Source organism: Oryzophilus luti (genome assembly GCF_059726245.1).
The window spans coordinates 1574141-1592488 of the sequence record NZ_AP040874.1 but is presented as its reverse complement, the minus strand read 5'-3'; the positions used below and the strand labels follow the sequence as shown (position 1 = coordinate 1592488).

The window sequence follows — 18348 nt, the reverse complement described above, 5'->3', positions numbered from 1 at the left end:
CGATGAGTGTGTCCGCTTTTCTCACCGCCGGGCAATGCTGCCCGGCTCCTTCACAGACACACCTTTTGCGAATCCGGTCTAGAATGTCCCTGCATTCATACTGCCGTTGCAATGATCCTGGAGGTTCCATTGAGCTCGAAGTTCCGTGTGTTTGCCACCTGCAACATCGGAGAAGCGATCAACCTGCTGCGCGAGCGCGGCTATGACGTGGAGGTTTACCCCGGCCCGGAGGCTCCGCCCAAGAGCCTCGTCACTGAAAAGGTGAAGAGCGGCATCGACGGGCTGATTACCACGCTACGCGATGCGATTGACGCCGAGGTGCTCGGCGCCAGCCCGAAGCTGAAGGGCGTGGCACAGCTCGCTGTGGGCTTTGACAACATCAACCGCGCCGACGCCAACCGGCTGAAGATTCCGTTCACCAATACGGCCGACGTGCTGACCGACGCCACTGCCGAGTTCGCCTTCTCCATCATGCTGGCGGCTTCGCGCAAGCTGTGGTCGAGCGAGCGGCTGGTGCGCGAAAACCAGTGGGGCGCGTGGCATCCGTATCTGCCGTTTCTGGGCGATGAGGTGACGGGTAAGACGGTGGCGGTCATCGGCACCGGACGCATTGGACTGGCGATGATCCGCAAGTGCACGGGCTTTGACATGAACATCCTGTGCTACGACGCGGCGTATCAGAACGAGAAGTTTGTGGCGGGCATGCAGGAGGTGTTTGATACACGTCACCGCCTGGGCGTGACCGCGCACAAGAACTGGATTCGCTATGCCTCGCTCGATGAGTGCCTTTCACAGGCCGACTATGTGAGCCTGCACGTGCCGCTGCTGCGTGCGGGCGAGACCGACAAGCCAACCTTCCACCTGATGAACGACGAAACGTTTGCGAAGATGAAGCGCACGGCGTACCTGGTGAATACCTCGCGCGGGCCGGTGGTGGACGAGGCGGCGCTCTACCGCGCACTGAAGAACCGCGTCATTGCCGGTGCGGCGCTCGACGTGTTTGAGCAGGAGCCGCTGCCGGCGGAGTCTCCGTTGCGCGACCCGGAGATTGCCGGCCGCTGCCGCCTGTATCACCACTTCGCCAGCGGCACGGTCTCCACGCGGCTCTCCACCGATCCGAACGTTGGCATGGCGGGACGCTGCGCGCAGGGGCTGATCGACATGCTCGAAGGCAACTACGGCGGCGACTATACGAAGATGCCCTACGTGGTGAACAAGGAAGCATTCCGCTAGTGAAAAAGACGGCGGGTGGCGGGCGCTGCATGCCGTTACCTTGGAGTATACGGAGAGCAGAATTCATTCGTTGCAAGACGTTGCCGCATTATCATACGGGCGATCTCTTTTCGGGCGGAAGATGATGAACATTCGGGCAAAATGCTGCACATGGATTGCGGTATTGCTGTTGACGGCCTGCTGGGCAACGGCACAGTCACTGGGAGACGTGGCGAAGCAGAACCAGCAATCGGAAAAACCCAAAGCAAAGCGCGTCATTACCAATGAAGATCTGGGTAGCGGTTCAACGAACTCCGCACAGGCTCCCGCGGCGCAGCATTTCAATTTTCCAGGGCGCTCCTCCAGCAGCAATTATGATCCGTCGCAGGAGTATCGCGACCGGGTGGAGCGTGCCGCGGAACGAGTGAATCAACTCGTCACGGAAGTAAATGATCTGGAAGGCGAACGCAGCGCGCGCAACCGCGCGTCATTCTTCGGCGACCCCGGTGAGGCAGCGAAAGATCCGTTGAAGCGGCAGGCGGAGATGAGCGAACTGGACGCCAAGATCAAAGCGAAACGCGAAGAGCTGGCCCAGGCTCGCGCAGAGTTGAATGATGAACGCGAGCGTGCGCGGAAGGCCGGCGTTCGCTGAGACCCAGAGGGTGAATTCAGGCCGGGCGCTGCGGCGTCCGGCCTTGTTGTCTGCGGGGATCGGCAGGTGTGGACGCGTGGCAGGGCAGGCGCGCATACATGCTAGACTGTTGTTATCCCACTCTTGCGAGGCCTGCGCGCATGAAATTCGGTGTCATCATCTTTCCCGGCTCCAACTGCGACCACGATGCCTACTGGGCGTTCAAGGAAGTCTTCGGTCAGCCGGCGACGATGCTGTGGCACGAGTCGCACGATCTGCAGAATGTCGACGTGGTGATCGTCCCCGGCGGCTTCAGCTACGGCGACTACCTGCGCACGGGCGCCATTGCCAAGTTCTCGCCGATCATGGAGCAGGTGCGCAAGTTCGCCGCCACCGGCGGACTGGTGATGGGCATCTGCAACGGCTTCCAGATTCTGTGCGAGAGCGGCCTGCTGCCCGGCGTGCTCATGCGCAACCGCGGCCTCAAGTACATCTGCAAGCCGGTCGATATCCGCGTGGAGAGTACCAACTCGCCGTTTACGCACGCGCTCACCAAGGGCGAGGTGCTGTCGATTCCGGTGGGACATATGGAAGGCAACTACTTCTGCGACGAGGCCACGCTGGCCGAGTTGAAGAAGCAGGACCGCGTGCTCTTCCGCTACTCCACCCGCTCCGGCATGATTACCGACGAGGCCAACCCGAACGGCTCGCTCGACAACATTGCGGGCATCTGCTCGGAGGGGCGCAACGTGCTCGGCATGATGCCGCACCCGGAGCGCGCAAGCGAGCCGGAACTGGGCATGACCGACGGCGTGCGCATCCTGCGCTCGCTGGTGACCAGCGCGGCACAGGCGCGATAAAGCCGATTAATTTCATGGAAGGGACTGCGGCGAATTGCCGGGGTCCCTTTTTCATTTCAGCACGCAGTTCCTCAACTCGGGCTGCGACGCGCGCTGTCGCGTGCGAAAGAATGATCGCAGCCCTCGCCGAGGAACGGTTCTCTGTGCAGCGGAAGCGGCACGGCTGAAGCCGTGCCCTGATACAAGTCTTTCGCGCACTCGTGTCTGAATGGTTTCTGTATTGCGGCCAAACAGCAGATGCTTCGCTGCGCTCAGCATGACGCTCCGATGAAAGCGCAGCGTGCAGTGCGATGCGCAGAGGTTCGAACCTACATCACCGCGATGCCGGCGTAGCCCACGACGTGGTCGCGGTCGCCGCTGACGTCGCCGGAGGTGGCGTATTTGATCAGCTCGGCCTTTTTTGCGCCCAGTTTGGTGGCGGCCGTGAGCATGGCCACTGCGGGGCCGTAGCCGCACATGCTGATCTTCTCGCGGCGCACGGTGTCGAACAATCCGCGCGGGTCGAGCGCTAGCACGCGCTCGATGGCCAGCGAGTCCTTGATGCGCGTCTCCTCGTCGCTCTCGTAGTGGTTCATGTCGCTGGAGGCGATGATCATCACGTTCTCGCCCGCGGAGGCGATGGCCTTGGCCATCACCACGCCGAGCGCGCTCAGCACCTCAAACTGTCCGGTGCCGACCGTGATGGGCACGAAGCGGAAGCCGGGCACGAGCTTCTGGAGGAAGGGAAGCTGCACTTCGAGCGCATGTTCGCGCCGGTGCGCGTCCATGTCCTCCTGCAGGAGCGGGAAGCCTTCCTTCAACGTCTCCGCCAAGTCGTGGTCCACCTCGGCGTCGCCGAGCGGCGTGCGCCAGCGTCCGCTGCTGAGAATGGCCAGCGGCTGCCCGTAGCCGGTGTGGTTGGGGCAGAGGATGATGAAGCGTTTGGGCAGCGCCAGCCGCGCGTAGAGCGCTCCGGCAACGTGTCCGGAGTACATGTAACCGGCGTGCGGCACTACGCAGCCGAGCGCGCGCAGTTTTTCACCGGGCGCGGGCGCGGTGTACTGCTCAATTTCACGCGTCAGTTCCGAGGTGTTACCGGGATAGAACTGGCCGGCGACGGCGGGCTCGCGGAGGGGATGCATGGCGTACGCTCCTTTTCCGCCCGCTATTATGCGCCCGTTTCGGCGGTTTGAGACGAGCGCAAAAGGTTGAACAGCGCCGAGGTCTGCTCCAGCCCCAGGGCCTCGGAGCGGATGGCGGTGTCGATCTTGAGCTTCTTCAAGCAGGCCTGCACGAGGGCGGGCGCGTAGTGGTCGCGCAGGTTGTTCACCAGCGTCTTACGCTTCTGCGCGAAGAGCAGCTTGAGGAACGGGATGAACGTCGCTTCGTCCACGTTGAGTTCCGTGAAGCGCGGTGCCACCGTCATGCGCAGCACGCCGGAGTGAACCTTGGGCGGCGGGTTGAAGGCTCCGGGCGGCAGCGTGAACAGATGCTCCACGCGGGTGTAAAGCTGCGCGGTGGCGGAGAGCAGCCCGTAGTCGCGGGTGCCAGGTTGGGCGGCCACGCGCTCGGCCACCTCCTGTTGCATCATGACGACGATGGTCTCAATGCGCTCGTGCAGCGCAAACAGGCGCAGCAGAATGTCACTGGTGATGTAGTAGGGCAGGTTTCCGACCACATCGCACTTGGGGCGCTCGGTGGGGCGCAGATCGCGCAGCGGGCCGGGGCGCGCGCCCAGCATGGTGTGGAAGTCGACGGCGAGAATGTCCGCCTCGAGGATTTCCACGTTCTTGAATGCGGCGAAGTGGAGGCGCAGTTGCGCGGCCAGCACGCGGTCGAGTTCAATGGCCATGAGGCGTCCGGCGCGGCGGGCCAGCAGGTCGGTGAGGGCGGCGCGACCGGGGCCGATTTCAATGACGGTCTTGCCGGAGATGTCGCCCAGTGCGGCTACAATGCGCTCCAGTGCACTCTGGTCCACCAGAAAGTTCTGGCCCAGTTTGGGCTTCTTCGCCGCTGGAGCTTTGCCTGCCGTCTTCGCCAAGTTTGACCGCCTTTCGCGCTGGTTTTAGACTTCAATGTTGCCCGGGCGGGTGAGCCGGGCCTGCAATCCACCTACGTTCCCGCAACGCCGGAGGCTCTACTTGCGCATTACGTTCGCAGCGTCCGAGTGTGTTCCGTTTTCCAAGACCGGGGGGCTGGCCGACGTGGTCGGCGCGCTGCCCCGCGCACTGGCGGCGCTTGGCCACCAGGTAACAGTGTACCTGCCGCTCTACCGCCAGACGCGCCTGGAATTGCGCAAGGTCGTCATCCCCAGCATCACCATTCCGTTCGACGACCACTACCGCTTCTGCTCGGTCCTCGACGGCGGCGTGCGCAGCAACGTTCAATACTACTTCATCGACCACCCGGCGTACTTTGACCGCGAGGCTCTTTATGGAACCCCGCTGGGCGATTACCGCGATAACGCCGAGCGATTCGCGCTCTATTGCCGCGCCGTGCTGGAGGCCAGCAAGCTGCTCGGCGTGCCCGACGTCTTCCATTGCCACGACTGGCAGAGCGCTCTCATTCCCGTGCTGCTTGGCTCACTCTACGAGGACGACCCGAGCTTCGCGCAGGTTTCCACGGTCTTCACCATCCACAACATCGGCTACCAGGGGCTGTTTGCGCCGGAGACGCTGCCGCTGCTGATGCTGCCGTGGGATTTGTTCACCATCACGAAGCTGGAATTTTTCGGCAAGGTGAACCTGCTGAAGGGCGCGCTGACCTACGCGGACATGATCACCACGGTCAGCCGCAAGTATGCGCAGGAGATTCAGACGACCGAATATGGCTTTGGTCTGGAGGGCGTGCTGCGCGACCGGGCTTCCTCGGTTGTGGGCATCCTGAACGGCGTGGATTACGAAGAGTGGAACCCGGAAGCGGACAAATTCCTGCCGCGCATGTATTCGGCGCAGCGGCTGGAGGGCAAGGCGGAATGCCGCCGGGAGTTGCTGCGCGAATTCGGACTGAATGAAAAGAGCGCGGCGCCGGTGCTGGGTATTGTTTCGCGTTTTGCCGGCCAGAAGGGTTTCGACCTGATCTCGCAGATTGCCGACCGGCTGGCGCGCGAGGACGTGATGGTGGTGGCGCTGGGCACGGGCGAGAAGGTGTATGAAGACCTGTTCCGGCGGCTCGCCAAGCAGTATCCGGCGAAGTTTGCCGTCAAAGTTGCCTACGACAATGCGATTGCACACCTTGTGGAGGCCGGAGCGGACATGTTCCTAATGCCTTCGCGCTACGAGCCCTGCGGCCTGAACCAGATTTACAGCCTGCGCTACGGCACTGTGCCGATTGTGCGCGCCACAGGCGGGCTGGACGACACGATTCAGCCGTGGGACGCACGCACGGGCAAGGGAACCGGATTCAAGTTCCGCGAATACTCGGGCGAGGCGTTGCTCGAGGCTATCCATCAGGCGGTGCGGGCCTTTGGCGACAAGGCTGCCTGGCAGAAGCTGATGCGCAACGGCATGGCCCGCGACTTCTCCTGGACGGTGGCGGCCAAGGAGTACGTAAACATCTACGAGCGCGTGCAGGCGCAGCGCGGCTGAGGTCTGCGGCGCGGCGGATGCAACCGGGGGCACGCTTTCCGCATCCAACTGACTACAGGTGCGCTTCAGCAGAGGGCGCGTCTCATCAGGTATTCTGAATTTATGCCCACCATCGTAGTCGGGGGACATTCGCGCAACATTGGAAAGACCAGCGTGGCCGCCGGGCTCATTGCGGCGCTGCGCGAACAGAACTGGACAGCCTTCAAGATCACGCAGTTCGGCAACGCCATTTGCGCACGCGATGGCGGAGACTGCACCTGCGCCACTGCCGATCACGCCGCCGCCATCAGCGAGGAAATGGACCGCAGCGGCGCGCATGACAGCTCGCGCCTGCTGGTGGCCGGGGCCGAACATTGCTACTGGGTGCGCGTCCGCCAGGGCTACCTGGCCGAGGCCATGCCGGGCATCCGCCAGTTGATGGCCAACCGCGCGAACGTCCTGTTTGAGTCGAACTCGATCATCCGTTTTGTGAAGCCCGATCTCTACCTTGTGGTGCTCGATCCGACGGTGGCGGATTTCAAGGAATCCACGCGCGCCTATCTGGACCGTGCCGACGCGCTGTTGGTGCGCGAAGACCATGTCATGACCGGCTGGAGCGGAGTCTCGCAGAAGCTGCTGGCGGGCAAGCCGGTGCTGCCGCTGAGGGTGCCGGGTTACATCACGCCCGAGGTGGTGGACTTTGTCCGGGCGCGGTTGGCGGCCATGCGCGCCACCGCAATGCCGCTCAGCGCCTCTCCCGCCGTATAATCCTCAGACAGCCGTGGGGGACACAATGTCCGAATTCCAGGTACTGTTCGACAAGGGCGAGCACTCGCAGGTGCTGGACCCGGTGTTTGCGCGCTACGGAAGGCTGGGCTTTCCGGCGCCGCCGCCGCAACGTCCGTGGATTTACGCCAACTTTGTGCAGACGATCGACGGCGTGGTCTCCCTGCTGGGGCGCGACGCCAGTGGCGGCGACATTGCGCAGAGCGAGGACGACCGCTGGCTGATGGATCTGCTGCGCGCCCACGCCGACGCCGTCATGCTCGGCACCGGCACGCTGAAACTGGAGACCCTGCGCCAGCATCCGCGCCCGCGCGGGCCGGTCTTTCGCATCGCGGACCCGACCCTGCGCCAGTTGCGGAGCCGTCTGCGCCAAGGGCCGGAGCGCAATATTTTCGTCACGGGCCGGGGCGATCTCACACTGGCCGAGCACTGCGTCTTCGATGCGGATTCGCCCGTCGAAACCTTCATCATTACCAGCCCGGAGGGCGCGAAGTTCCTGGAGCCGCAACTCAGCGCGGCGTATCAGCACGTGAAGCTGCTGGTGACCGGCGCGGGTTCCACAATTGATCTCTCCGTGGCGGTGAGCCTGCTGCGCGAGCGCCACGGCATTGAGTACCTGCTGTGCGAGGGTGGGCCCAAGCTCTACAGCAGTCTGCTTGCGGCGCACCTTATCGACGAGAAGTTCATCACGGTCGCGCCCATTGAGAGCGGCCAGCACGTTCCCGCCGCCGAAGACCCGGAGGCGACGCTTATCCGTCCGACCGTGGCGTTTGACCTCGCGTTGGCCAAGCCGGACGTGGTGCGCTGGCACTGGCTGAGCGCGCGCCGCATCGCCGACCACCAGTTCCACCGCTTCCGCCGCGCTTGAGGGCCTGCGGGCTTCGAGCAGAGAGGAACGCGGTCGTCTTCCCGCGCGCAGGTGTGTCTCAAGCGTAGCGGCGCATTGTTGCGCGGAATTTACATCGCATCCGGCACGGTTTGTTATCCTGACCTCGGTGAAATCGATCCACAAGAACGCGTGGTTGCTGGCGGTGGCTTCGGGGATATTGCAGGTCCTGGTCTTCCCCCGGCCGAACCTTACATTTCTCAGTTGGGTGTGCCTGGCGCCGCTGGTCTACGCCGTTCTGCGTGCGCGTGAAGCCGATGCGGCGCAGTTGCTGACCGACGAGACGTTCTCCTATCTGGTTCCTGCGCGCATCCGGCAGGGCTTCGTGCTCGGCTGGCTGTCGGGCACCATCTTCTACGCCGGAAGCTGCTACTGGGTCTTCAACGTCATGTATCTGCACGGCGGCCTGCCGCGTTCGGTTTCGGCCGGACTGCTGGTGGCCTTTGCGCTCTACATCGGCCTGCATCATGGAGTCTTTGGTGCGCTGCTGGCTGCGGCGGCACACTCGCGCGCGGGCTTCACTCGGAATGCGCTGGTGCTTGCTCCGTTCCTGTGGGTGGCCGTGGAGTTGCTGCGCTCCTATGTCGTCTGCTTTCCGTGGGAGCTGCTGGGTACGGCGCAGGTGGATAACATCCCGTTGGCGCGCATCGCCTCGGTCACGGGCGTTTACGGCATCTCGTTTGAAATTGCGCTGGTTAATTGCGCGTTTGTCGCGGCCTTTCTGGTGCGCAAGCAGCGCCGCCGCACCATGATGACGGTTGCAGTTGTGGTAGCCGTGGGTTTGCAGTGCACGCAGTTTGTGAAGCCTGCTCCGCTGGCCACGGACGCCGAAGTCACACTGGTGCAGCACAACCTTCCGCTCGACTTTGACTGGACCGCCGCGAGCTACACCTCCACGCTCAACGAGTTCACCCGCATGAGCCGCGTGCCACGGAACCAGCAGACGCCCGGGTTGATCGTGTGGCCGGAGTCGCCCGCGCCGTTCTTCACCAGTGACACCGTCTTTGTTGGCGTTGCCGACGCGGTGGCCCGCCGCGATGGCGCGTACTTTATCGCCGGAGCGCTCGGCGTTGGCGCGCTGGACGGCACCACCTCGGCTCCGAACCAGGTCTACAACTCGGCGGCGCTGTTCACGCCCGAAGGCAAGTTCGCCGCCCGCTACGACAAGATTCACCTGGTGCCATTTGGCGAGTACATTCCGTTCGCGAACATGCTCTCCTTCGCGCAGTCACTGACGCACGAGGTGGGCACGTTCCTGCGTGGAGGCTCGCGCGCGCCGCTCACGCTTGGCGCACACAAGGCGGGCATGTTCATCTGCTATGAGGCGGTTTTCCCGAACGAGGTTCGCCAGTTTGCCGACCACGGCGCGGAGGTGTTCCTCAACATCTCCAACGATGGCTGGTTCGGCGAGAGTGGTGCTCCGGGCCAGCACTTGAACATGGCACGGATGCGCGCCATTGAGAATCACCGCTGGCTGCTGCGCTCCACCAACAACGGCTTTACGGCCGTGGTGGACCCCTTCGGCCGGGTGACCGCCAGCCTGCCGCGCAACCAGCGCGCCGCGCTCACTTCCGGCTACGCCTTTGAGCAGGACACCACCATCTACACGCGCTTCGGCGACTGGTTCCCGATCCTGTGTGCGATAATTTCGCTGGTGGGACTGTTCTGGCGTGGGCATGGCTCAACGCACATGGTGCAGCCCCAGCCAGTGTAGGCAGCAAGAGCGCAAGGCAGCTCCGGGCACGCGTGTGCGCGGGGTGCACCAGCGTTTCTGCCTCGATTTTCGCGGCCGCGGCGCCAGCCGCCGCCGTACAGGAGCCAAGCCACATGGTTGAGCAGCTCGAGCAGGAGTTCGCCGCCCTCAAGGACAAGGTCCGAGAGCTACGGGAGTATCTTTGACGCGTCCAGCGTGCGCGAAAAGCTTCAGGCAGTAGAGAAGAAAGTCTCCGCCCCGGAGTTCTGGTCCGATCAGGAAAATTCACAGAAGGTGATGCGCGAGCGCAAGCGCCTGGAAGATGCGTTGGCCACCGACGCCGAACTGGTGCGCCGCGCCGACGACATTGTCGCCTACTTCGAACTCGCCAAGGAAGGCGAAGAGGTGGAGGCCGAGGCCGCCAAGGAACTGGCCGAGCTTCGCGCGCTGGTGGAGCGCCTGGAGATTGAAACCATGCTCTCCGGCGAGAGCGACCGCAACAGCGCCATCGTCACCATACACCCCGGCGCGGGCGGCACCGAATCGCAGGACTGGGCCGAGATGCTGATGCGCATGTATCTGCGCTGGTGCGAGCGCCACGGCTTCGGCACGGTCGTCAACGATCTGCAGCCGGGTGAAGAAGCCGGCATCAAGTCGGCCACGTTCAGCGTGGAAGGCGAGTTTGCCTACGGTCTGCTCTCGAGCGAGATTGGTGTGCACCGTCTGGTGCGCATTTCTCCGTTTGACCAGCAGAAGCGCCGCCACACCTCGTTTGCCAGCATCTACGTCTCACCGGAAATTGACGAGAACATTGAGATCGTCATCAAGCCGGAAGACCTGCGCATTGACACCTACCGCTCTGGCGGCGCGGGCGGCCAGCACGTGAACACCACGGATTCGGCCGTGCGCATGATCCACATCCCGACCGGCATTGTGGTCTGCTGCCAGAACGAACGCTCGCAGCACAAGAACCGCGAGCGCGCATACAAGATCATGCGCTCCAAGTTGTATGAGTACGAACTGGAGAAGAAGCGCGCCGCAACCAAGGTGATTGAAGACAGCAAGCTGGATATTGATTTCGGCTCGCAGATCCGCTCCTACGTGTTGCAGCCGTACCGCATGGTGAAGGACCACCGCACCAAGTTCGAAATGGGTGACGTGGATCGCGTGCTCGACGGCGACCTGGATGGATTGATGCGTGCCTACCTGCTGATGCGCCGCGCCGAACAGCGCGGCTGAGCAGGAGAAGGGATCAAAGGCAATGTCGGAGCTGCTCGATCAGATACGCGCGGACATGGTGCCGCCAGCGGTGTTGCGCAACGCCGCCCGCGGCCAACTGGCCATTCCCGCGCAGGAAATGCTGGAAGTGCTGGTGGAACTGCGTACCCACTACCAGGTGGGACGCGTTGCGCAGGAAACGCTGTTTGGCTGGCCGGACGAGTCGGCGATTGAAGTCTGCAACATGCCGGAGGCGGCGGTCAGCGTGCTGCAGTACTTCTTTGTCGCCCGCGGCTCGCGCAAAGCGGTTTTGAGGGCCGTGGCCGCCAACCCGGCGCTGCCGGAGGAATTCCTTCGCCACGCCGCAACCGGCGGACCCGAGCCGATGCTGCGCGAACTGATCGAGCTGGACCGCGTCAAAAGCTCGCCGTCGCTCCTGCGCGGCGTGATGATGAACCACAACGCCAGCGAAGAGATCCAGATGAAGGTACAGCGCTCGCTTTCGCTGCTGAGCGGCACGGAGGCGGGCGCGAGGGACCTGTTGGAGGAAGAAGACGAAGAAGCTATTGCCGCCTACTTCAAGTCCTTCCAAGATGAGATTGATGCCGAAGGCGATAAAGATTTTGAGCTGACCCACGCCACGCCGGGCGAAGAGGACGACGTGGATCACGCCTATCGCGCGTCCAAGGGCGGGGCTGACGGCGTAGCAGCACTGGCCCTGCGCCGTGCCCAGGAGGACGAAGACACCTCCAAGATGAGCACGCTGCAAAAGATCGCGCGCATGAACGTGGGCGGGCGCATCAAGCTGGCCATGCGCGGCTCGCGCGACGAACGGCTCATCCTCATTCGCGACCGCTGTAAGGTGGTGGCGCTGGCCGTGCTCGAGTCTCCCAAGATCAACGAGACCGAGATGGAGAGCATTGCCAGCATGAAGAACGTGCAGGAAGCCGTGCTGCGCGGCGTGGCAGCACGCCGCCGCTACATGAAGCACTATGCCGTCATCCGCGCGCTGGTGGCCAACCCGCGGCTGCCGCTTGATGTGGCGATGCCGCTGGTGCCGCACCTGCTCACCAAGGACCTGCAGGCGCTCTCCAAGAACAAGAACGTGAATGAGACCGTCCGCAAGGTTGCCTTCAACCTCTCGCGCCAAAGGCTGACCAAGAAGCAGGAGTAGAGCAGGCCGCTCGTTCTCCGCAAGATCGGAAAAGAGCAGCAGCCCGGTTTCTTTGCCCAGAGACTGGGCTGTTTTCGTTTGCGGCACTCGCGGGTTCCGTGCGGCTTTGGCCTGCACGCGCGCATCGAATACGGCAGGAGCCAACATGTCCGACCCGGTCACCGAACTGCTTCAGCGCGCGCACACCATCGCCGTCATCGGCCTCACCAGCAGCCAGATTCGCCCTGCCTACGGCGTCTCCGCCTACATGCAGCAGCAGGGCTACCGCATCATTCCCATCAATCCGAAGGGCGAGGACGTGCTCGGCGAGCGGGGGTACAAGAACCTGCGCGAGGTGCCGGAGCCGGTCGACGTCGTCGACGTCTTCCGCCGCGCCGACGCCGTGCCGGAGATTGTCGACGATCTGCTGGCCTATTCCGAAGCTGTTGGAGTGAAGCCTGCACTCTGGTTGCAGGAAGGTATTGTGCATGAAGAGGCCGCCTCCCGCGCCCGCGCCGCCGGACACGAGGTCTACATGGACCGCTGCATCCTGAAGGAGCACCGCAAGCGGGCGAGGGAACTGACTGAATCTTTGTAATAATATTGCGGTCTGTCTGTGACCTTCCTGATAAGCACTCTTCGTATTGATTGCAAGGTGAGCCCATGCTTGGTGATTTGATCGATGCAACGTCGTTTCTTTGGAGCTGGAACTGGCCAACTGCGCAGGGAGAGGTCACAGAGGCTCTTTGCGAACGAATTGATGGTGAGCGTTTTCGTCTGGCGGTTGCCTTCCAATTCTGGATCGGCGAGGACGGGCCGTATACCGGGGAGAGTTTCTGGGAACCTGCATTTTGCCAGAAGCGAAAGGTCATAGCGGGACGAAAGAGGTTCCGAAAGCACCGTCCCGTCGTGGTGCGTTATCGTCCAAGCGATCCAAGTATGAATCGGTTGGATGCCTCGAGTTGGCGCAGGCTTTGAATTCCTGTGGTTTTGTCGGACGCTTCGTATCGGGCATTGTCCGGTGTAGCTCGCGTCATCCTGAGCGAATCGAAGAATTTGCTTTTGCCTTTTCGGCCGAGCGAACATCACAGCAGATCCTTCAGCGCGTTGCGCCTCAGGATGACGCATCGGAGAAGTGAGTTGTGTTGGAGCGTGGCGCGCATTCCGAGGCATGGCGTGCGCCGAGCGATGGCCTTGCTGCAAGTCCAGCAGGCGGTGGGTATGCGTTGCGTTATTCTTCCGGCGTTTTCTGCCGTGCCCGTGCCTTGGCCTCGGCTAGTTGCCGCAGGCGCTCCTTGATGCGCTTCTCGATGCCTTCCTCGGTCGGGTAATAGTAACGGCGGCCCTTCAGGTTGTCAGGCAGGCACTGCATATCGGCCACCTTTTCTTCCAGGTCGTGTGCGTACTGGTAGCCCTTGCCGTAGTCGAGTTCCTTCATCAGCCGCGTGGGTGCATTGCGCAGGTGCAGGGGCACCGGGTCGGCGGCGGTCTCCGCCACGTCATGCTTGACCGTGCCGTAAGCCTTGTAGAGCGCGTTGCTCTTGGGTGCAATGGCCAGATAAACAGCCGCGTGCGCCAGCGCCAGCCCGCCCTCGGGCATGCCGATGAAGTCGATGGCCTCCTTGGCGGCCATGGCGATTTCGAGCGCGTGCGGGTCGGCCAGGCTTATGTCCTCGACCGCCATGCGCACAATGCGCCGCGCCAGGTACATCGGGTCCTCGCCGCCTTCGAGCATGCGCACCAGCCAATAGAGCGCGGCGTCCGGATCGGAGTTGCGCACGCTCTTGTGCAGGGCGCTGATGAGGTTGTAGTGCTCCTCGCCCGCCTTGTCATAGCGCAGGGTGCGGCTCTGCAGCGCGTCATTCACATGGGCGGCCGTAATGACGGCGCCGCTGGCTCCGCCTGCCGCCGAGGTCGCGAGCGTGGCTGCCACTTCAAGCACGTTGTAGGCCGAGCGCGCGTCGCCACTGGCATAGGCCGCAATGCGCGCCAGCGCCGCCTCCTCCGCCGTGAGCTTGAAGATGCCGAGGCCGCGTTCTTCGTCCTCCAGCGCGCGCCGCAGCAGAATGACGATCTGCTCCTCACTCAGCGGGCTCAGCGTGTAGACGCGCGAGCGCGAGAGCAGCGCGGAGATGACCTCAAACGACGGGTTCTCGGTCGTCGCGCCGATCAGCCGTATGTTGCCGCGCTCCACATGCGGCAGAAACGCGTCCTGCTGCGCCTTGTTGAAGCGGTGAATCTCGTCGATGAAGACGATAGTGCGCGTGCCGTACTGGCGCGAGTGCTCGGCATCGGTCATCACCTGCTTGATTTCCTTGATGCCGGCCATGACCGCCGAAAACTCGATGAATTCGGCGTGCGTGCGGTGCGCAATGATTTTGGCCAGCGTGGTTTTGCCCACGCCCGGCGGCCCCCAGAAGATGATGGAGCCGATGTCGTCATTCTCAATCTGCACGCGCAAGGGCTTGCCCGGGCCAAGAATGTGCTCCTGCCCGACGTATTCATCCAAATCACGCGGACGCATGCGCTCGGCCAGCGGACGCGTGCGGTCCACCGGTCCTTCTGCGTTCGGAACCTGGCTGAAAAGGCCCATAAGAGCTATTCGCCCCGGCGGCGCTGGCGCGCGGCTTCATAGAGCACGATGCTGGCGGCAATGCCCACGTTCAGCGACTCAACGCGCTCCGAGTGCGGAATAATGATGCGCTCGTCGGCTTCGGCCAGCAGTTCCTTGGGCACGCCCGCGCCCTCGCTGCCGAGGAAGATCGCCAGCGGCCCGCGCAGGTCTGCCTGGTCGAGCGGCGAGCCTTTGTGCGACGAGGTGACGGCAATGCGTATGCCATGCTCGCGCAGGGCGGCAACCATCTGCGGGGTCTTCATGCGCAGCACCGGCAGCCGGAAGAGCGAACCGGCGGATGCGCGCGCGACCTTCGGGTTCAGTTCGTTGACGGTGCCTTCGGTGGCCAGCACGGCGGCGGCGCCGAAGGCTTCTGCCGAGCGCACCATGGTGCCGAAATTGCCGGGGTCCTGTACGGCGGCGGCGCCCAGCAGCAGCGGGGAAGGCTGCTCCAGAATGTCCTCCGGGCGGACGGTCTTGAGCTTGGCAAGGGCGGCCACACCCTGCGGGTTTTCCGTGGAGCAGGAGCTTTTGAAGACCTCATCGGGAAGCAACAGGGTCTCGGTGCGGGTATTGATCTGCGGCAGCAGGCGGCTGGCGCGGTCCTGGGCGCTTTCGGCAAAAAACACGGCCTTCAGCCGCACGCCGCTGCGCAGGGCCTCCTCGAGCACGCGAACGCCCTCAATGGCAATGTAGCCGTCCTCGGTGGCCTCGGCCTGGGTGGAGGCGTGGCGAAGGTCCTTTACGAGCTGATTCTGGCGGCTGGTGACACTCCGCAGGCGTTCTAGTGGTGTTTCATTCATGGCTGTTGTCCCCGGCGCATTGTAAAATGTCTCGACGCGCGGCAAGTGTCATCATACCGCGTTCGCGGCGGGGGTACTTGCCGCAGCAGCTTGCGGGGCGCGGAACAGTATGTTACTGTTCGCACGGCTCAGCTTGCCAAGAAGAGGATGAATCGGGTGCGCCCGGAAATCATATCGATCAATCCCACGACACCGGAAGAATCACTGGTGATCTATGCCGCCGAGCAGATTCGCAAGGGGCAGGTCATCGGTCTTCCAACCGACACGTTCTATGCACTGGCCGCCGATCCCTACAATCTGCGCGCCGTCGAGAGCATCTACGAGCTCAAGCAGCGTGGACGCCACAAGCCGCTCTCGCTCATCATCTCCAGCGTGGACCAGGCGGAGGAGATGGCGACCAGCGACCTTCCCGACGAGTTCCACCTGCTGACCGAAAAGTTCTGGCCGGGGCCGCTGACGATCATTGTGAAGGCCGCGCCGCGCCTGCCGCTGAAGGTGACCGCCAACAGCGGCAACCTGGCGCTGCGCCTGCCGGACGCGCCGATCGCCGTGGCCATCTCGAAGGCCTGTGGCTTCCCCATCACTTCCACCGCCGCCGGACTTTCCGGCATGCCGGACTGCACCACCGCCGACGAGGTTCGCCAGCAACTGGCCGAACGCGTTCCGTTCGTGGTCAACGGCGGCGCGTCGCCGCACGATGAGTACACGACCATCGTGAGTTTGGCGGAGAAGCACGGCCGTTGGAAGCTGATCCGCGAGGGCGTCATTCCGGCGCAGCAGATCGAAGACCTTCTCGGAGACCAATGAGCGTGGCGCGTCTGAAAACGCGCCGCGCCGTCCTGCTCTCACTCGCCGGCCTCGTACTGGCGGCCGTCGCCGTCTACCTGTTCGTCTGTTGTGTCCGCATCGTGCGCCAGGCGCATGTTGATGAAGCTCGTCCGGCGGACGCCCTCGTTGTCTTCGGCGCCGCCGAATACAGTGGACGTCCCTCGCCCATCTTTCGGGCGCGGCTGGACCACGCCGCTGCCCTGCACGCCAGCGGCTACGCGCCGGTCATTATCACCAGTGGCGGCAGCGGCGGAGACCCCAAGTACACCGAGGGCCAGGTGGGCCACGACTACCTGCTGACGCTCGGCCTGCGCGACCCCGAGGTGATTGCCGAAACCCAGGGCGACAACAGCGCCGAATCGGCCGAGCGCATCGCCACCATCATGCGCGCCAACGGCTGGCATAGCTGCATCGCCGTCAGCGACCCCTACCACCTGTTCCGCGTGAAGCACCTGCTGCGCGCGCAGGGCCTCACCGTCTACACCTCGGGCCGCCCGGTGGAGATCCGCCGCCCCGTGGAGTTCAAGGCCGCCACCGTCGTCCGCGAGGCGCTCAGCTACACCGCCTGGCGCCTGCACCTGACCGGGTGGTACTAAAGCTGGCTGCAGAAGCAGACCGACCAAGACTGAACGAAGCCCCAAGAATTCATTCGCCTCGCGTGCAGCGGAGAACTACTCTGGGTGCGAGCCTCCGGCATCCCACGTCTGCCAACTGCGGGCAGACATGGGGCACCCGGCAATTGATTCGCAGTCGTCTGTGAGCTTCTGCAACCTTCTGAAACCTTTCGCAACCTGCCGAAACCTTTTCCTTCTCTTTCATTCGCCGGGGCCAACGCGATACACTAAATGTGTCCTGCTCGGCAGGTAATTTTTCACGGGAGTTTTCCATGGCCCATCAATCAGGCACGGCGGCGCCGCAGACCGGCATTTACTGGTGCAGCGTTTGCAAAACGCCGGCACAGTTCAAGGAAGGCGAAACCCTGCCCAGCTGCAAGAACCTTTGCGGCCGCGGCAAGTGGGAGTTCATCAAGGCGGTTGAGCCCGTCGCGAAGTAACTTCGCCCGAGGTTCAAGGCAAGGAAGTTCAAGGCAAGAAAGAGCCGGAGCATCTCGCTCCGGCTTTTCATTCTTACAATGTCATCGTCGTCGCGGCTCACGGCACCATGGCCAGGATGCGCACCGGCGCGCCCGAGCCGTCCTTGATCTTCATGGGCGTCACCACCACGGTTGCGCCCGTGGCCGGAGCAGACTTCAGGTTGGCCACGGCCTCCAGGTGGTAGACGCCATGCGAAGCGCAATATTTGTGCACCGGAAAATCCTTTGAGTTGCCCGGGTCGACGCTGAGCGAATCAATGCCAAGCCCGACCACGTTGCGTGCGTCCACCAGGAAGCGCGCGGCCTCGGCGCTATAGCCGGGGAAGTGCATGGTGCCCTTGGCGTCGGGGTTGCGGAAGGCCTGCATCGAGTTCCAGCGCGGCTCCCAGCCGGTGTAGGCAATCACGACGGCCTCCTGCGGCAGAGGGCCGTGCTGGTCTTCCCAGCGCGCCAGATCGTCGAGTGAAACCTGATAGTCCGGATCGGCGGCGGCGTGGTCGCTTACGTCCAGAACAACCAGCGGGCGCACCAGCCGCTCGGCCGGAATCTTGTCGACGGTCCAGGTGCCGGGGATGACGTGCGCCGGGGCGTCCATGTGGGTGGCCGTGTGCTCGCTCAAGGTCAGTTCGCGGGCGTAGAAGCCTTCGCGCTCGTGCGTGCTGGTGGTGCGGGTCTTGATGGTGGGTGTGTCGCCGTCCCAATTGGGATTGTCGGCGGCCACGGCGTGCGTCAGGTCAACAATGGTGCGGTACATGGCGTGCTCCGGCAGCGATTTTCGGTGCTGTGCAAACAATAGCAGCGCCGCCGCCAGCGACCAACCGAGGATGAATGTGCTCCAGCGCATCGTGCGTACCGGGTACAACTGTTAGACGCAGCCCCGGCCCATTGGTTGTGGGCCACGCGAACAGTCTAGCCGAGGCCGCCTGAGCCGCATAGTGACCTTCGGGCTGCGTCATTCCTCTGCCACCGCCTGCTGCTCTGCAATGTTTTGCCTATGGTGAATCGAAATTGTATTGAGAATTCATT

General features: G+C 63.3%; 18 protein-coding genes. 13 read left to right on the top strand and 5 right to left on the bottom strand.

The annotated features are described in order from the left end of the window. The first annotated feature begins 129 nt into the window (after positions 1-129). The 3 genes from AC6IZO_RS06855 to purQ all read left to right on the top strand — a co-directional run bounded on the left by AC6IZO_RS06855 (position 130) and on the right by purQ (position 2703). Positions 130-1233, top strand: a complete 1104-nt coding sequence (locus tag AC6IZO_RS06855) for a 2-hydroxyacid dehydrogenase (RefSeq protein ID WP_497809314.1) — start codon at positions 130-132, stop codon at positions 1231-1233. 208 nt (positions 1234-1441) lie between these two features. Beyond that, the gene (locus AC6IZO_RS06850) at positions 1442-1864 is read left to right on the top strand and encodes a hypothetical protein (protein WP_497809312.1); all 423 of its coding nucleotides are present in this window, start codon (positions 1442-1444) and stop codon (positions 1862-1864) included. A gap of 140 nt (positions 1865-2004) precedes the next feature. Next, positions 2005-2703: a phosphoribosylformylglycinamidine synthase subunit PurQ gene (gene purQ, locus AC6IZO_RS06845; protein WP_497809310.1), complete on the top strand. Its 699-nt coding sequence runs from the start codon at positions 2005-2007 to the stop codon at positions 2701-2703. Between the two features lie 308 nt (positions 2704-3011). Here purQ and amrB read toward each other — a convergent pair whose 3' ends face one another. Both amrB and rsmA read right to left on the bottom strand, forming a co-directional pair. Continuing rightward, positions 3012-3824: an AmmeMemoRadiSam system protein B gene (gene amrB, locus AC6IZO_RS06840; protein ID WP_497809308.1), complete on the bottom strand. Its 813-nt coding sequence runs from the start codon at positions 3822-3824 to the stop codon at positions 3012-3014. A gap of 26 nt (positions 3825-3850) precedes the next feature. Continuing rightward, the gene (gene rsmA / locus AC6IZO_RS06835) at positions 3851-4723 is read right to left on the bottom strand and encodes a 16S rRNA (adenine(1518)-N(6)/adenine(1519)-N(6))-dimethyltransferase RsmA (protein ID WP_497809306.1); all 873 of its coding nucleotides are present in this window, start codon (positions 4721-4723) and stop codon (positions 3851-3853) included. A 100-nt stretch (positions 4724-4823) separates the two neighbouring features. Here rsmA and glgA point away from each other — a divergent pair, with 100 nt between their 5' ends. The 7 genes from glgA to AC6IZO_RS06800 all read left to right on the top strand — a co-directional run bounded on the left by glgA (position 4824) and on the right by AC6IZO_RS06800 (position 12582). Further along, positions 4824-6269, top strand: a complete 1446-nt coding sequence (glgA, locus tag AC6IZO_RS06830) for a glycogen synthase GlgA (RefSeq protein WP_497809305.1) — start codon at positions 4824-4826, stop codon at positions 6267-6269. 102 nt (positions 6270-6371) lie between these two features. Continuing rightward, positions 6372-7016 carry a hypothetical protein gene (locus AC6IZO_RS06825; RefSeq protein WP_497809304.1) on the top strand — a complete coding sequence of 215 codons (645 nt, stop codon included), beginning with the start codon at positions 6372-6374 and terminating at the stop codon, positions 7014-7016. Positions 7017-7041: 25 nt separating this feature from the next. Beyond that, complete coding sequence (locus AC6IZO_RS06820) at positions 7042-7902, top strand: RibD family protein (protein WP_497809302.1); 861 nt, start codon at positions 7042-7044, stop codon at positions 7900-7902. Positions 7903-8029: 127 nt separating this feature from the next. Next, the gene (gene lnt, locus AC6IZO_RS06815; RefSeq protein ID WP_497809300.1) at positions 8030-9634 is read left to right on the top strand and encodes an apolipoprotein N-acyltransferase; all 1605 of its coding nucleotides are present in this window, start codon (positions 8030-8032) and stop codon (positions 9632-9634) included. A gap of 113 nt (positions 9635-9747) precedes the next feature. Further along, positions 9748-10852, top strand: a protein-coding gene (prfB, locus tag AC6IZO_RS06810; protein ID WP_497809298.1) for a peptide chain release factor 2 whose coding sequence is annotated in 2 segments (ribosomal slippage) — positions 9748-9816 and positions 9818-10852 — 1104 coding nt in all. Because the reading frame shifts where the segments join, the coding sequence is not laid out codon by codon here. Positions 10853-10874: 22 nt separating this feature from the next. Next, on the top strand, positions 10875-12005 hold the full coding sequence (locus tag AC6IZO_RS06805) for a hypothetical protein (RefSeq protein WP_497809296.1): 1131 nt from the start codon (positions 10875-10877) through the stop codon (positions 12003-12005). A gap of 145 nt (positions 12006-12150) precedes the next feature. Further along, on the top strand, positions 12151-12582 hold the full coding sequence (locus AC6IZO_RS06800) for a CoA-binding protein (RefSeq protein ID WP_497809294.1): 432 nt from the start codon (positions 12151-12153) through the stop codon (positions 12580-12582). A 633-nt stretch (positions 12583-13215) separates the two neighbouring features. On the opposite strand, the gene AC6IZO_RS06795 is transcribed toward AC6IZO_RS06800, so the two are convergent. After that, the gene (locus AC6IZO_RS06795; RefSeq protein WP_497809292.1) at positions 13216-14577 is read right to left on the bottom strand and encodes a replication-associated recombination protein A; all 1362 of its coding nucleotides are present in this window, start codon (positions 14575-14577) and stop codon (positions 13216-13218) included. A gap of 5 nt (positions 14578-14582) precedes the next feature. Further along, positions 14583-15401: a TrmH family RNA methyltransferase gene (locus tag AC6IZO_RS06790; RefSeq protein WP_497809290.1), complete on the bottom strand. Its 819-nt coding sequence runs from the start codon at positions 15399-15401 to the stop codon at positions 14583-14585. Positions 15402-15548: 147 nt separating this feature from the next. Between AC6IZO_RS06790 and AC6IZO_RS06785 the strand changes: the two genes are divergently transcribed. The 3 genes from AC6IZO_RS06785 (at position 15549) to AC6IZO_RS06775 (ending at position 17283) form a co-directional block, all read left to right on the top strand. Then, positions 15549-16208 carry an L-threonylcarbamoyladenylate synthase gene (locus tag AC6IZO_RS06785; protein WP_497809288.1) on the top strand — a complete coding sequence of 220 codons (660 nt, stop codon included), beginning with the start codon at positions 15549-15551 and terminating at the stop codon, positions 16206-16208. Between the two features lie 2 nt (positions 16209-16210). Next, the gene (locus tag AC6IZO_RS06780) at positions 16211-16825 is read left to right on the top strand and encodes a YdcF family protein (RefSeq protein ID WP_497809286.1); all 615 of its coding nucleotides are present in this window, start codon (positions 16211-16213) and stop codon (positions 16823-16825) included. 290 nt (positions 16826-17115) lie between these two features. Next, positions 17116-17283 carry a hypothetical protein gene (locus tag AC6IZO_RS06775; RefSeq protein WP_497809284.1) on the top strand — a complete coding sequence of 56 codons (168 nt, stop codon included), beginning with the start codon at positions 17116-17118 and terminating at the stop codon, positions 17281-17283. Between the two features lie 97 nt (positions 17284-17380). Here AC6IZO_RS06775 and AC6IZO_RS06770 read toward each other — a convergent pair whose 3' ends face one another. Continuing rightward, positions 17381-18166: a cyclase family protein gene (locus tag AC6IZO_RS06770; RefSeq protein WP_497809282.1), complete on the bottom strand. Its 786-nt coding sequence runs from the start codon at positions 18164-18166 to the stop codon at positions 17381-17383. Positions 18167-18348 lie beyond the last annotated feature (182 nt).

What these genes read in the sequence shown, in the direction of transcription:
- purQ (WP_497809310.1), top strand. Translation starts at nt 2,005, where the DNA reads ATGAAATTCGGTGTCATCATCTTTCCCGGCTCCAACTGCGACCACGAT.
- amrB (WP_497809308.1), bottom strand. Translation starts at nt 3,824, where the DNA reads ATGCATCCCCTCCGCGAGCCCGCCGTCGCCGGCCAGTTCTATCCCGGT.
- AC6IZO_RS06825 (WP_497809304.1), top strand. Translation starts at nt 6,372, where the DNA reads ATGCCCACCATCGTAGTCGGGGGACATTCGCGCAACATTGGAAAGACC.
- AC6IZO_RS06820 (WP_497809302.1), top strand. Translation starts at nt 7,042, where the DNA reads ATGTCCGAATTCCAGGTACTGTTCGACAAGGGCGAGCACTCGCAGGTG.
- AC6IZO_RS06805 (WP_497809296.1), top strand. Translation starts at nt 10,875, where the DNA reads ATGTCGGAGCTGCTCGATCAGATACGCGCGGACATGGTGCCGCCAGCG.
- AC6IZO_RS06800 (WP_497809294.1), top strand. Translation starts at nt 12,151, where the DNA reads ATGTCCGACCCGGTCACCGAACTGCTTCAGCGCGCGCACACCATCGCC.
- AC6IZO_RS06795 (WP_497809292.1), bottom strand. Translation starts at nt 14,577, where the DNA reads ATGGGCCTTTTCAGCCAGGTTCCGAACGCAGAAGGACCGGTGGACCGC.
- AC6IZO_RS06790 (WP_497809290.1), bottom strand. Translation starts at nt 15,401, where the DNA reads ATGAATGAAACACCACTAGAACGCCTGCGGAGTGTCACCAGCCGCCAG.
- AC6IZO_RS06785 (WP_497809288.1), top strand. Translation starts at nt 15,549, where the DNA reads ATGAATCGGGTGCGCCCGGAAATCATATCGATCAATCCCACGACACCG.
- AC6IZO_RS06775 (WP_497809284.1), top strand. Translation starts at nt 17,116, where the DNA reads ATGGCCCATCAATCAGGCACGGCGGCGCCGCAGACCGGCATTTACTGG.
- AC6IZO_RS06770 (WP_497809282.1), bottom strand. Translation starts at nt 18,166, where the DNA reads ATGCGCTGGAGCACATTCATCCTCGGTTGGTCGCTGGCGGCGGCGCTG.